Annotated in this window: 15 protein-coding genes; 7 read left to right on the forward strand and 8 right to left on the reverse strand. The window is 62.9% G+C overall.

The genetic code is table 11. From position 1 onward, the window contains the following. Nucleotides 1-23: 23 nt before the first annotated feature. The 7 genes from ybeY to MGMSRV2_RS15465 all read right to left on the reverse strand — a co-directional run bounded on the left by ybeY (nt 24) and on the right by MGMSRV2_RS15465 (nt 5,639). Nucleotides 24-542: an rRNA maturation RNase YbeY gene (gene ybeY, locus MGMSRV2_RS15435; protein ID WP_024081290.1), complete on the reverse strand. Its 519-nt coding sequence runs from the start codon at nt 540-542 to the stop codon at nt 24-26. After that, a complete protein-coding gene (locus tag MGMSRV2_RS15440) occupies nt 542-1,513 on the reverse strand; it encodes a PhoH family protein (protein WP_041634636.1) in 972 nt (323 codons plus the stop codon). The genes ybeY and MGMSRV2_RS15440 overlap by 1 nt, the downstream gene beginning before the upstream one ends. A gap of 5 nt (nt 1,514-1,518) precedes the next feature. After that, nucleotides 1,519-2,865 (reverse strand): tRNA (N6-isopentenyl adenosine(37)-C2)-methylthiotransferase MiaB, encoded by a 1,347-nt coding sequence (gene miaB / locus MGMSRV2_RS15445; RefSeq protein WP_024081292.1) that lies wholly within the window; start codon nt 2,863-2,865, stop codon nt 1,519-1,521. Between the two features lie 130 nt (nt 2,866-2,995). Then, nucleotides 2,996-3,805 (reverse strand): lysophospholipid acyltransferase family protein, encoded by an 810-nt coding sequence (locus MGMSRV2_RS15450; protein WP_024081293.1) that lies wholly within the window; start codon nt 3,803-3,805, stop codon nt 2,996-2,998. A 5-nt stretch (nt 3,806-3,810) separates the two neighbouring features. Continuing rightward, entirely contained in the window at nt 3,811-4,620 is an 810-nt protein-coding gene (locus MGMSRV2_RS15455; protein WP_024081294.1) for a GNAT family N-acetyltransferase, read from the reverse strand. 52 nt (nt 4,621-4,672) lie between these two features. Further along, nucleotides 4,673-5,104: a Fur family transcriptional regulator gene (locus tag MGMSRV2_RS15460; protein WP_024081295.1), complete on the reverse strand. Its 432-nt coding sequence runs from the start codon at nt 5,102-5,104 to the stop codon at nt 4,673-4,675. Between the two features lie 112 nt (nt 5,105-5,216). After that, the gene (locus tag MGMSRV2_RS15465) at nt 5,217-5,639 is read right to left on the reverse strand and encodes a Ros/MucR family transcriptional regulator (RefSeq protein ID WP_024081296.1); all 423 of its coding nucleotides are present in this window, start codon (nt 5,637-5,639) and stop codon (nt 5,217-5,219) included. Between the two features lie 99 nt (nt 5,640-5,738). Between MGMSRV2_RS15465 and MGMSRV2_RS15470 the strand changes: the two genes are divergently transcribed. Next, nucleotides 5,739-5,987: a sulfurtransferase TusA family protein gene (locus MGMSRV2_RS15470; protein ID WP_024081297.1), complete on the forward strand. Its 249-nt coding sequence runs from the start codon at nt 5,739-5,741 to the stop codon at nt 5,985-5,987. Nucleotides 5,988-6,135: 148 nt separating this feature from the next. Here MGMSRV2_RS15470 and MGMSRV2_RS15475 read toward each other — a convergent pair whose 3' ends face one another. Beyond that, complete coding sequence (locus tag MGMSRV2_RS15475) at nt 6,136-6,657, reverse strand: hypothetical protein (protein ID WP_024081298.1); 522 nt, start codon at nt 6,655-6,657, stop codon at nt 6,136-6,138. Nucleotides 6,658-6,849: 192 nt separating this feature from the next. On the opposite strand from MGMSRV2_RS15475, the gene MGMSRV2_RS15480 reads away from it, so the two are divergent. The 6 genes from MGMSRV2_RS15480 to MGMSRV2_RS15505 all read left to right on the forward strand — a co-directional run bounded on the left by MGMSRV2_RS15480 (nt 6,850) and on the right by MGMSRV2_RS15505 (nt 12,604). Beyond that, complete coding sequence (locus MGMSRV2_RS15480; RefSeq protein ID WP_242410693.1) at nt 6,850-7,278, forward strand: PleD family two-component system response regulator; 429 nt, start codon at nt 6,850-6,852, stop codon at nt 7,276-7,278. Between the two features lie 4 nt (nt 7,279-7,282). Beyond that, nucleotides 7,283-7,660 carry a hypothetical protein gene (locus MGMSRV2_RS15485; protein WP_024081300.1) on the forward strand — a complete coding sequence of 126 codons (378 nt, stop codon included), beginning with the start codon at nt 7,283-7,285 and terminating at the stop codon, nt 7,658-7,660. 56 nt (nt 7,661-7,716) lie between these two features. Beyond that, nucleotides 7,717-9,120, forward strand: coding sequence for a DegQ family serine endoprotease (locus MGMSRV2_RS15490; RefSeq protein WP_024081301.1), 1,404 nt, complete (start codon nt 7,717-7,719; stop codon nt 9,118-9,120). Next, nucleotides 9,117-10,409: a replication-associated recombination protein A gene (locus MGMSRV2_RS15495; RefSeq protein ID WP_024081302.1), complete on the forward strand. Its 1,293-nt coding sequence runs from the start codon at nt 9,117-9,119 to the stop codon at nt 10,407-10,409. Before MGMSRV2_RS15490 ends, MGMSRV2_RS15495 begins: the two co-directional genes overlap by 4 nt. A 151-nt stretch (nt 10,410-10,560) precedes the next feature. Continuing rightward, the gene (locus tag MGMSRV2_RS15500; RefSeq protein WP_024081303.1) at nt 10,561-11,547 is read left to right on the forward strand and encodes a cytochrome-c peroxidase; all 987 of its coding nucleotides are present in this window, start codon (nt 10,561-10,563) and stop codon (nt 11,545-11,547) included. Nucleotides 11,548-11,642: 95 nt separating this feature from the next. Then, nucleotides 11,643-12,604, forward strand: a protein-coding gene (locus tag MGMSRV2_RS15505) for an IS630 family transposase (RefSeq protein WP_144084247.1) whose coding sequence is annotated in 2 segments (ribosomal slippage) — nt 11,643-11,991 and nt 11,991-12,604 — 963 coding nt in all. Because the reading frame shifts where the segments join, the coding sequence is not laid out codon by codon here. Nucleotides 12,605-12,633 lie beyond the last annotated feature (29 nt).

Consider the following 12,633-nt stretch of genomic DNA (forward strand, 5'->3'; position numbering starts at 1 on the left):
GGGCGGGCGACTATGGGGTTCGCTCATGATCCCTGACCCTCTCCCTCCGCATACGGATCGGCGATGCCGAAGCCGGACAGAATAACCGCCTCCAGCCGCTCCATTTCCTCGGCTTCCGCCTCGTCCTCTTCGTGGTCCCAGCCCAGCAGATGAAGCGTGCCGTGCACCACCAGATGGGCGGCGTGATGGGCCAGGGTCTTGCCTTGCTCGCGCGCTTCCTGCGCGCACACGCCAAAGGCCATAATGACGTCGCCCAGCAGGATGGGGGCGCCCACCACCACCGGCGCCTCGTCGTCGTCAAGGCCAGCGAAGGACAGCACGTTGGTGGGCTTGTCCTGGCCGCGCCAGTCGCGGTTGAGCGCGTGCACGGCGGTGTCGCTGGTCAGAACCACGCTGACTTCCACCGCCGGTCCGTCAAAATCGCCACCCGCCGCCTGCAATGTCGCCAGCACCATGGTCCGGCACAATTCCTCGGCCCCCGGCAGGGCCTGGGTCCAGGCCTCGTCCTCGATGGATATGGCGACGTCGATTTCGGCGCTCATTAAACGGGTTCTCCCTTGGCTTGCTTGCGGGCCCGCTCGACCCGGTCATAGGCGCGGACGATACGGGTGACCAGATCGTGGCGGACGACGTCGCGGTCGGTGAAGGTGACGAAGGACACGCCCTTGACCCCGTCCAGGGTCTCAAGCGCATCGGCCAGACCCGAGCGCGCGCCCGGCGGCAAATCGGTCTGCGACAGATCGCCGGTGATGACCATGCGCGAATGTTCGCCCAGACGGGTCAAAAACATCTTCATCTGCATGGGCGTGGTGTTCTGTGCCTCGTCCAGGATGATGAAGGAATTGGCCAAGGTGCGCCCGCGCATGAAGGCCAGGGGGGCGACCTCGATCTCGCCGGCACTCAGCTTCTTCATCACCTGATCGCCGGGCAGCATGTCGTGCAGGGCGTCATAGAGCGGCCGCAGGTAGGGGTCGACCTTTTCCTTCAGATCGCCGGGCAGAAAACCCAGGCGCTCACCCGCTTCCACCGCCGGACGCGACAGGATGATGCGGTCGACCTCGCCGGCCAGCATTAAGGCCACCGCCTTGGCCACCGCCAGATAGGTCTTGCCGGTGCCCGCCGGCCCCAGCCCGAACACCAACGGGTCTTCGTTCAGTGCCTTCAAATAATCCGCCTGGGTCGGCGTGCGCGGGGCGATGTGGCGCTTGCGCGTGCGCAACACCAATTCGTCGGCATCGGCGCGCGGCTCGTTCATGCGGGTGGCGGCATCCACGTCGGCGGTTTCCAGATGGCCCTGCCGCCCGGCCAAGGCATAGAGATCATCCAGCACCCGGGCGGCCTCGGCCGCCGATTCCGGTGTACCGGAAATGCTGACGGCATTGCCGCGCGCGTTCAAGGCCACCCCCAGCAACCGTTCGATCCGGTCCAGATTGACGTTGTGCGGACCGAACAGCACTTGCGACAGGGCGTTGTTGTGGTACTCGCGCAGCAGGATGGTTTGCCGGGGCGAGATGTCGGTCACGCGCGCATCCTTTCGGCCTCGATGATTTCACCCTTCAGGCTACGGGGGTGAATCTCGCTGATCCGCACATTGACCAAGTGTCCGGCCAGATGGGCGACATTGTCCACGTGCACCGGCTGCATATAGGGCGAGCGACCGATCAACTGGCCCGGATACTTGCCCTGACGGTCCAACACCACCGCCATTTCCATGCCCAGGCAGTTCTGGTTGAAATGGTTGGTCTGCTCTTGCAGCAAATCCATCAGCTGGGCCAGCCGCGCTTCCTTGACCGCCTCGTCCACCTGATTGGGCATGATCGCCGCCGGGGTGCCGGGACGGGCCGAATACTTGAACGAATAGGTGTTGACGAAGCCGACCCGGCGGACCAGGTCCAAGGTATCGGCGAAATCGGCATCGGTCTCGCCGGGGAAACCGACGATGAAATCCGACGACAGCGCCAGATCGGGCCGGGCGGCGCGCAGCTTGTCGACCAGACCGAAATAGAAATCACGGTCGTGGCGACGGTTCATGGCCTCCAACATACGGTTGGACCCAGCCTGGACCGGCAGATGCAGGAACGGCATCAGCTTTTTCACCTCGCCATGGGCGTCGATCAGATCGTCGTCCATGTCGCGCGGATGCGAGGTGGTGAAGCGGATGCGCTCCAGCCCGTCCAGCTTGGCCAATTGACGGATCAGCCAGCCGAAGCTTTTGCCGTCATCGCCATGCCAGGCATTGACGTTCTGGCCCAGCAGGGTAATCTCCACCACGCCTTGGTCCACCAGCTTTTTCGCTTCGTCCAAGATGGCCTGCGAGGGCCGCGAATATTCACCGCCCCGAGTATAGGGAACGACGCAGAAGGTGCAGAACTTGTCGCAGCCTTCCTGCACCGACAGAAATGCCGCCGGGCCGTCGGCGCGCGGCTCGGGCAGATGGTCGAACTTGGGTTCGATGGGGAATTCGGTATCCAGCACGGCGCCGCCATTGCCGTTGGCCAGGGCGGCGCGCGACGCCTGCGCCACCATCTCCGGCAACCGGTGATAGGTTTGCGGCCCCAACACGATGTCGACGAAGGGAGCGCGGCGCAGGATTTCCTCGCCCTCGGCTTGCGCCACGCAGCCGGCGACGGCGATGATCAGTCCGCCATCTTTCTCGGTCTTGATCTGACGCAGCCGGCCCAGTTCGGAAAATACCTTCTCCGAGGCCTTCTCACGAATATGGCAGGTGTTGAGGATGACCATATCGGCATCCTCGGGCGAATCACCGGGGCCATAACCCAGCGGCGCCAGGACATCGGCCATGCGGGCCGAGTCATAGACGTTCATCTGGCAGCCATAGGTCTTGACGAAAAGCTTCTTGGTCAATGCCGTTCGCCCGCGGCCCTTTCGCCGCCGGCGCTTCCAATGACAGAAATGGGCGCCCGAAGCCGCCCTCCACGAAGACCAGAAGCTAACATCGCCGTCCCAGGAGTCAATATATCCACAGGTTGAACTTTCAATGAACCACCGGAACCGGCGCATCCAGCCGCCCGGCCAAGGCCTTGACCACACCCTGGCGCACCAGATCGTGGCAATGGTTGGACAGCGCCTTGCGGTCGCCGAAATCGGTCAGGCTGACCACCGGATGGAACACCACCTCCACCTGCACCCGGCCCAGCCCCAGGGCATCAAGCAAATGGCCGACCAAAGTCATGTCGCCATACCAAGCGAAATAGGGCCGAAGCGCCCGGCACAGCGGCATGCCGTCCAGGCGAGTATAAGCGATGGACACCGGCTGCACCGGCAACGGCTTGCCGTCGGGGCCGGTCATTTCCGCCACCGCGAACAGCGAACTTTTGAAGGCCAGCACATTGTTGCCGTCATTGCTGGTGCCCTCGGGGAACAGCATCAGCGAATCACCGCCCTTCAGGCGGTTGGTCAGCGCGTCGCGCTCACCCGCCGTGCCGCCACGTTTGCGGGCGACGAACACCGTCCGGGCGATCTTGGCGAGAAAGCCGAAACCGGGCCAATTGGCCACTTCCGCCTTGGCGACGAAATTGGCCTTGATGACGCTGCCCAGGATGATGATGTCCAGATAGCTGGCGTGGTTGCTGACGAACAAAACCGGCCCCGCCGCCTGCAGCGGCTGCCCCCGCGTCTTGACGACGAAGCCGCAGATGCGGGCGACGATCTGGAAATAGCGCCGGGCGTAATGGATGCAGGCGTATGGGCGGATAGCCAGCAACACCAGATACGGCCCCATGGCCAGCAAGGTCCACGAGACGAAACCGATAAAGCGCATGATGGCGACGAAGCGATTGCTCATGGCCGTTAATGGCCGCCCGGAATATCGCGGGTGCGATCATAATGCTTGGCGTATTTGGCCGTCACCAGTTCGGTCTTGACCATGACGCAGACATCGGTGGTGTTGAACTGGTGGTCGATGACGGCGCCATCGCCGACAAAGCCGCCCAGACGCAGATAGCCCTTGATCAAGGGCGGCAACGAGGCCAGCGACCGGCGCGGGTTGAGACTGTCCTTGTCGACCAGATTCATGTCGACATACAGGGCATCAAGGGCGCGCGGACAAATCTCCGCCGGGGCCAGATGGTAGTGATACAGATAGGACAATTGGGTCGACAATGCCGCCGGGTCGGTGCCGGGCAGCGAAGCGCAGCCGAACATCAGTTCGATACCGCGATCCCAGACATAATTGGCGATGCCCGACCACATGACCTGCATGGTGGCGCCGGTGCGATAATCCTTATCGACGCAGGACCGGCCCAGTTCCATGAACTTGCCGCCCTTGGCCAGGATTTTGGAAATATCGTATTCACTGGCGGTATAGAACTTGCCATGGGCCTCGCCCACCTCGCGTCGGATCAGGCGATAGGTGCCGACAACCGCCTTGCCGCCGGCACCGCGCGCCGGGTCCAGCACCAGAAGATGGTCGCAGATGGCGTCGAAGGGATCGAAATCCGAGTGCCGCGCCGCCATTTCCGGCGTCGGCTTGGCCCCCATTTCCTCGTAGAATACGCGATAGCGCAGCGCCTGGGCCGCCAGGATTTCCTCTTCGTTGGCGGCCAACCGAACCTCAAGGCGCGATCCAGCCGCCTCGACCTCGTTCTCCAGCGAACTCATGTATCCTCGCCTGATTAAATGGCGCCAAGGAAAAGCCCCAAGCGTTCCTTGGCTATTTGTCGTCGGAATCACCGCCGGAAGTCAACGGAACTCCGTACAATTCCAACCGATGCCCAACCAGACGAAAGCCGTGCTTGCGGGCGATTTCCCGCTGCAGCGCCTCGATCTCGGGGCTGGTGAACTCGATCACCCGGGCCGAGTTGACATCGATCAGGTGATCGTGATGTTCGCTCGGCGCCTCTTCATAGCGGGCGCGGCCATCGCCGAAATCATGGCGTTCAAGGATACTCTCCTCCTCGAACAGGCGGACGGTGCGATAAACGGTGGCGATGGAAATGCGCGGGTCCTTGGCGGTGGCGCGGCGGTACACCTCTTCCACGTCCGGGTGATCGGCGGAATCGGACAGCACCTGGGCGATGACCCGACGCTGGTCGGTCATCTTCATACCCTTGTCGATGCAACGCTGTTCAATACGCGAAACCATGGCGGCCCTTCGTCAGGATTATCGGACGGGGATCATAAACCAAAGGCGCCGCAAGCGAAATGCCCGCGGCGCCCATAAAAAATTTATGGTTGAGATCAGACGCGGCAAAAGATCAGGCGCGGCGAACCGGACGCTTGCGCGGCTTGGTGCCCAGGCCGATCTTCTTGGCCAGCGACGAGCGATGCGCGGCATAGTTGGGGGCGACCATGGGATAATCGGCCGGCAGACCCCAGCGATCGCGGTATTCTTCCGGACTCATGTTGTAAGCGGTCTTCAGGTGCCGCTTCAGCATCTTCAGCTTCTTGCCGTCTTCCAGGCAGATGATGTAATCGGGATTGACCGACTTCTTCACCGCCACCGCCGGCTGCGGACGCTCGGGCGCCGAGGGGGCGCTGCCAACGGAAGCCAGAGTGCGGTAGACTTCATTGATCAGCTGCGGCAGATCGGCGACGGCGACGGAATTGTTGGCGACATGCGCGGCCACGATTTCGGTGGTCAGGGACAACAGGTCGCTGGTGTTAGAACGCTCCGACATTTAAGAGCATGCCTCCGGTTAAGACGAGTGTCGCTTATATAGTTCTTTCTTCTTTTCACCGCAATAACCATTACCAGCAACCCAAGTGGCGGAAAACGCATGACTGAACAAAACAACTACAGCCTTGACATAACTGCCGACGTCTGCCCCATGACCTTCGTCCGCGCCAAATTGCTGATCGAGAAAATGTCCCCCGGACAGCTGGCGGAAATTCGCCTGAAAGGGATGGAACCTTTGATCAATGTTCCCCGATCCCTGGCAGAACTAGGACACGAAATCGTCAGCATTCAAGCCGAAGACGGCGCGGCCACCGATGGCCCGCATCGCTTGGTGGTGCGAAAGAAATAAACACCGCACCGACTTGATGATGATCAAGAAAATACCGGTCCACACCGATTTTACGGCATCTCGGTGCTGATTTCCGCACTCCCCCTTTAGCCATACCTTCGCATGACTTCCTGCGCCGGAAGGCGTAATTGTCGCGCCGCAATCGTGATCAGGGCGAGCCGAAAAGATCACGGGTCAACTGCCCGAGCAGACGGCGGAATCGGGGGTCGTCGACGCCCTCGACCTTGGCCACCCAGCCCTGCACCGACGACAACAGCCCGGATTTGTCGCAAAACGCCGCTACCGCCGTCACCTTGTCACCAGCCTGGGCAGCGGTGGCGATCTGACCGGCACACAAATCACGCGGATCGGCATTGGCCGGAGCATTGAAGGCCAGCACGACGCGAAACTCGGGCTTGTCGGCCTGATCGCGCCGGGCGGTGAAGGCCAGTTGCCGACCGACCAGTTGATTGGTCATGGCCGCCGCCACCTTGTCCTTGAAATCGCCATCACCGCCAAAGGGTTGGCCATGCACGTCCAGCCACAATGGGCCCTGGGCACTGGCATGGACCATGGTGCTCCACACCGCCGCGCTGCGCCAGCCGCCGGGAATGGTGGCCGGGCCGTCCTCGCAGGCCGAGGTCAGGGCAGCGATTGCCGCAGCACCAAAAGAAACCAATCGCTTGAACATGCAATCACGCCCTCCGACCGACGCCGGCATGGCGCCTTTAAGAAATATTGTTCAACTATACCGAAAAGATAGGCTCTCGACGCTTAGTTGCGCACATCGGGTAAAGTCTGTATATTCCGTTGAGCGGCTTATAAACAGCCGCGCACGTGACCAGCAACCCCACTGTAAAGGGCGATGCCTCGGATGTTAAGGGTGGACGGCAGCAAGGCCCGTGTACTGGTGATCCATCCCAGCGCCCACATGCGCCGCCTGATCATCACGCTGATGGCCGCCCTGGGGGTGAAGTCGTGCGAGGAGGCCCGCTCCACCGTGCAGGCCATCCCCTTGGTTCTGAAGAATTTACCCAATCTGATCGTCATCGACCTGGGCGGCGATTCCACCGAGGCGCTGTTGTTCGCCCACCGCCTGCGCCGGGGCGAATTCGGTCATGCGGACACCTCGGTTCTGGGGATCAGCCCCAGCAGCCACCATGCCATGCTGGAACTGGCCTGGGAAGCGGGGATCAGCGACATGGTCCCGACCCCCATTTCCGCCATCGAAATCATTCAGCGCGCCGGCGCCCTGATCGAGGAAAGCCATCGGCGCAAGCCGCTTGGCGGCACCCGGTCGGCGGCCGAGTAAGGCGATGGCCGGCGGCGACGCCTTGCCCGATGGCTTGGATTGCGAGGCCCTGGCCCGGGCCGAGGCCGCCTTGGAAAGCCTGAGCCAGGATTATCCCCGCTGGCTGCGGGCCGATCTTGCCGCCGCCCGCGCCTGTCTGACCCCGTCCCTCGATCCTGACCGGCTTTACACCATTCTCCACGATATCAAGGGCCAGGCCACCACCTTCGGCTATCCGTTGATCAGCCGGATCAGCCAGCATCTATGCCGCATGCTGACCGATAAAGCGCCGCCCCCCGACCACATCATCGCCTTGCTGGACGCCATGGAAAGCGTGGTCGATCATGGCCTGACCGGTGACGGCGGCGCCATGGGCCGTGAATTACTGGCACGGCTGGATTGATCCCCGCGCTAATCCCCCCATACTATTAAGGCGTTTCGTCTTTCGTGGAATTTCCCATGCCCGCCTTGCGTCTATCGTCCTTGTTTGCCGCCCTTGCGCTTGTGGCCGCGCTGCCCGCCTGGGGACAGGCGGTGCCCACCTCGCGCCCGCAAATCCAGCAATCCTTTTCCCCGGTGGTCAAGCAGACGGCGCCGGCGGTGGTCAATATCTACACCAAACGGGTGGTGCGCACCGCCACCTCGCCCTTGTTGAACGACCCGTTCTTCCGCCGCTTCTTCGGTGACCAATTACCCCAGGGCATGCCGCAGGAACGGGTGCAAAACAGCCTGGGCTCGGGCGTCATCGTCACCCCGGACGGCACGGTGATCACCAATCACCACGTGGTCAAGGGCGCCGACGAAGTCACCGTGGTGCTGGCCGACCGCCGCGAGTTCGAGGCCAAGCTGCTGGGCTCGGACGAACGCAGCGACCTGGCCGTACTCAAGATCGACCCGGGCAAGGATGCGCTGCCGGTGCTGCCCATGGGCAATTCCGACGCCCTGGAAGTGGGCGATCTGGTCATCGCCATCGGCAACCCCTTCGGCGTCGGCCAGACGGTGACCAGCGGCATCGTCTCGGCCCTGGCCCGCACCAATGTGGGCATCACCGATTACCGCTCGTTCATCCAGACCGACGCCGCCATCAATCCCGGCAATTCCGGCGGTGCCCTGGTGTCCATGGACGGCAAGCTGATCGGCATCAATTCCGCCATCTTCTCCAAAGGCGGCGGCTCCAACGGTATCGGTTTCGCCATCCCCACCTCTTTGGTGCGCACGGTGCTGGCCAGCATCAAGGAAACCGGCAAGGTGGTGCGGCCGTGGCTGGGGGCCTCGGGTCAGGCGGTGACCAGCGAACTGGCCCAGGCGCTCAGCCTCAGCCGCCCGGTCGGCATTCTCATCAACAACATCCACAAGGACGGCCCCGCCGCCCGCGCCGGCCTGCGGCCCGGCGACGTGGTGGTCTCCATCAACGAGCACGAGGTCGACGACCCCGAGGGCATGCGCTTCCGTCTCGCCACCTTGGGGCCGGGGGCCGACGCCCACCTGACCGTACTGCGCGACGGCGCACAGCGGGTGCTGAACGTGCGCCTGATCGCGCCGCCGGAAAGCCCGGCGCGCGAGGTGACCGAAGTGGGCGGCGCCAATCCCTTCACCGGCTCGGTCATCGCCAACCTCAATCCGGCCCTGGCCGAGGAACTGGGGCTGGAAAGCGCCGCCATCGGCGTGGTGGTGCTGAAGATCAAGCGCGGTTCCATCGCCCACCGCCTGCGCATCGAACCCGGCGATATCATCCTGCGCATCAACGACCAGGCCATCGCCAGCGTCACCGATGCCCGCCGGGTGCTGACGCGGGAAGCGCCGGGCTGGGCCATCATGGTGGAACGCGACGGCGAGAAACTGAGCCTGCAGGTGGGCGGGTGACCAGCCTGTTCGAGCGCCCGCAGGATCGCCCGCTGGCCGACCGGCTGCGACCGGCCAGTCTGGATCAGGTGGTCGGTCAGGATCATCTGATCGGCCCCAGCGGGCCTTTGGGCCGCATGCTGGCCGCCGGACGGCTGACCAGCATCATCCTGTGGGGGCCGCCGGGCTGCGGCAAGACCACCATCGCCCGCCTGCTGGCCGACCGCACCGATCTGCATTTCGAGCCGCTGAGTGCGGTATTTTCCGGCGTCGCCGATCTGCGCAAGGTGTTCGACGCCGCCGGCAAACGCAAGGAAGCCGGGCGCGGCACGCTGTTGTTCGTGGATGAGATCCACCGCTTCAACCGCGCCCAGCAGGACGGCTTTCTCCCCTTCGTCGAGAACGGCACGGTGGTGCTGGTCGGCGCCACCACCGAAAACCCGAGTTTCGAGCTGAACGGCGCCTTGCTGTCGCGTGCCCAAGTGCTGGTGTTGAAACGCCTGGACGACGACGCCCTCGACGCCCTGATCACCCGAGCCGAGGCGGAATTGGGCCGCCCCCTGCCGCTGGCCGAGGATTCGCGGGCGGCGCTAAAGGCCATGGCCGACGGCGATGGCCGTTATTTCCTCAACCTGATCGAGGCGTTGTCCATCCTGCCCTCCGAGCCGGCGCTGGATTCCGCCCAATTGGCCAAGGTGGTGCAGCAGCGCGCACCGGCCTATGACAAGGACCGCGAGGGCCATTACAACCTGATCAGCGCCCTGCATAAATCCCTGCGCGGCTCCGACACCGACGCGGCGCTTTATTGGATGGCCCGCATGCTGGAGGGCGGCGAGGACCCGGCCTATATCTGTCGCCGCCTGACCCGCTTCGCCGTCGAGGATATCGGTCTGGCCGATCCCAACGCGGCGGTGCAGGCTCTGGCCGCCTGGGACATCTTCGAGCGCCTGGGCAGCCCGGAAGGCGAATTGGCCATCGCCCAATTGGTGGTCTATCTGGGTACCGCGCCCAAATCCAATGCCGCCTACACCGCCTATAAGGCGGCACGCAAAGCGGCCAAACAGACCGGCAGCCTGATGCCGCCCATGCATATCCTGAACGCGCCGACGCGGATGATGAAGGATCTGGGCTACGGCAAGGATTATCAATACGACCACGATCAGGCCGACGGCTTTTCCGGCCAGAACTACTTCCCCGACGGCATGGCCCGCCAGCGCTTCTACGATCCGCCGGAACGCGGCTTCGAGCGCGAGGTGCGCAAGCGCCTGGAATACTGGGACCGCTTGCGGGCCAAAAAGCAGAACAGCTGATTTGGCATTATTCTAAATTGGCTAAATCACTGTAAAACATTGATTCAGCATTGATTTGGATGGCCTTTTAGAACGTGTCCATTTGTGAAGGATAATTAAGCCAGCGCATGATCTTGACGTTGAAAACGCAAGTTCCTTAGGGGGAAATCCCATGCGCTCTCTGATTCTGATTGCCACCGCAATCACCCTGTCGGCTACCGCCGCCTTCGCCGCCGACGAGCCGATCTCGCCGATCCAGCCGGCCAAGATCGCCAATCCGGCCATGGTCGAACTGGGCAAGAAGCTGTTTTTCGATCCGCGCCTGTCCAAGTCGGGCTTCATCTCGTGCAATTCGTGCCACAACCTGTCCATGGGCGGCACCGACAATCTGAAGACTTCCATCGGCCATAACTGGCAGAAAGGTCCGATCAACGCCCCGACCGTGCTCAATTCCAGCCTCAATCTGGCCCAGTTCTGGGATGGTCGCGCCCTGACCCTGCAAGACCAGGCCGGCGGCCCCATCGCCAATCCGGGCGAGATGGCTTCGACCCACACCCTGGCGCTGTCGGTGCTGCAATCGATCCCGGCCTATGTGGCTGAGTACAAGAAGGTGTTCGGCTCCGACAAGGTCAGCGTCGACGGCGTGACCAAGGCCATCGCCGCCTTCGAGGAAACCCTGGTCACCCCCAATTCCCGCTTCGACAAGTGGCTCAAGGGCGACAAGAAGGCTTTGACCGCCCAGGAACTGGCCGGCTACGAGTTGTTCAAGGATTCGGGCTGCACCGCCTGCCATAACGGCGCCGCCGCCGGCGGCAACACCTATCAGAAGATGGGCGTGGTCGAACCCTACAAGGCCAGCAGCCCGGCGGAAGGCCGCGTCGCCGTCACCAAGGACGAAGCCGATCGCTTCTACTTCAAGGTGCCGACATTGCGTAACGTCGAGATGACCTATCCCTACTTCCACGACGGCGAAGCCGCCACCTTGGCCAGCGCCGTCGACACCATGGGCCGCATCCAGTTGGGCAAGAAGTTCAGCACGGAAGAAAACGACAAGATCGTCGCCTTCCTGAAGTCGCTGACCGGCGACCAGCCCGACTTCAAGCTGCCGATCCTGCCGCCGTCCACCGATTCGACCCCGCAGCCGAAGCCCTTCGACTAGAGCGGTTTCACGCCGAGCGGAATCGGTAGAGGATTCCCCCTGAGGTCATTTTGTGATTCAACATCTTCGGTAACAACGCTCCCGAGGATGATGCGATGACGTGGCGCTCAGGGCAGTCCTATTCTCAGGACTTGCGCGATAGAGTTTTGGCGGCTGTGGACAGCGGCATGAGCGCCTACGAGGTGGCGCCGCTGTTCCGGGTGAGCGTTTCGTACATCTACAAGGCCCAAGGCCGCCGCCGGGCCACCGGCGAGACGACGGTGAAGCCACGGCCTGGGCGGCCAGGACAGAAGCTGGCGGCTCACCTTGAGGCGTTGCAGGCGCAGATCAAGGTCGAGCCCGATGCCACGCTGGCTGAGTTGCGCGCCTGGGTTCTGGCCGAATTGGGCGTGTCGATCAGCGTCGGCGGCCTGTGGAACACGCTTGAGCGGCTCGACCTCAGTCTGAAAAAAAGAGTGCGCATGCTGCCGAGCAGGAACGTCCCGACGTAGCCGAAGGACGCATCGCCTGGCGAGCCGAGCAGCCGGCGCTGGACCCAACCCGCTTGGTCTTCCTTGATGAAACCGGGGCATCGACCAACATGACCCGGCGCTACGGACGGGCGCCGCGCGGTCAGCGGCTGCTGGCTGCGGTGCCGCACGGTCATTGGAAAATGACCACCTTCGTCGGGGCGCTCCGGCATGACGGAATCTCCGCCCCCTTCGTCATCGACAAGGCGATGAATGGCGCGATCTTCCTGGCCTATGTCGAGCAGGTCCTGGCTCCGACCTTGCGGCCCGGCGACATCGTCGTAATGGACAATCTGCCCGCCCACAAGGTGGCAGGGGTCAAGCAACTCATCGAAGCCCGAGGGGCCACCCTGCGGTATCTGCCGCCCTACTCCCCAGACCTCAATCCCATCGAGCTCGCCTTCGCCAAGCTCAAGAGCCTGCTGCGAAAGGCGCAAGCCCGCACCATCAACACCTTATGGGACGTGATCGGAAAACTCATCGACCTGTTTCCGCCCGAGGAATGCGCCAATTTCTTCGCCCACGACGGATATGGACGCTCGATGTGAAAATGCTCTAAGCGAGAGCGGATGAACCA

This window comes from Magnetospirillum gryphiswaldense MSR-1 v2 (assembly GCF_000513295.1).
Classification (GTDB): domain Bacteria; phylum Pseudomonadota; class Alphaproteobacteria; order Rhodospirillales; family Magnetospirillaceae; genus Magnetospirillum; species Magnetospirillum gryphiswaldense.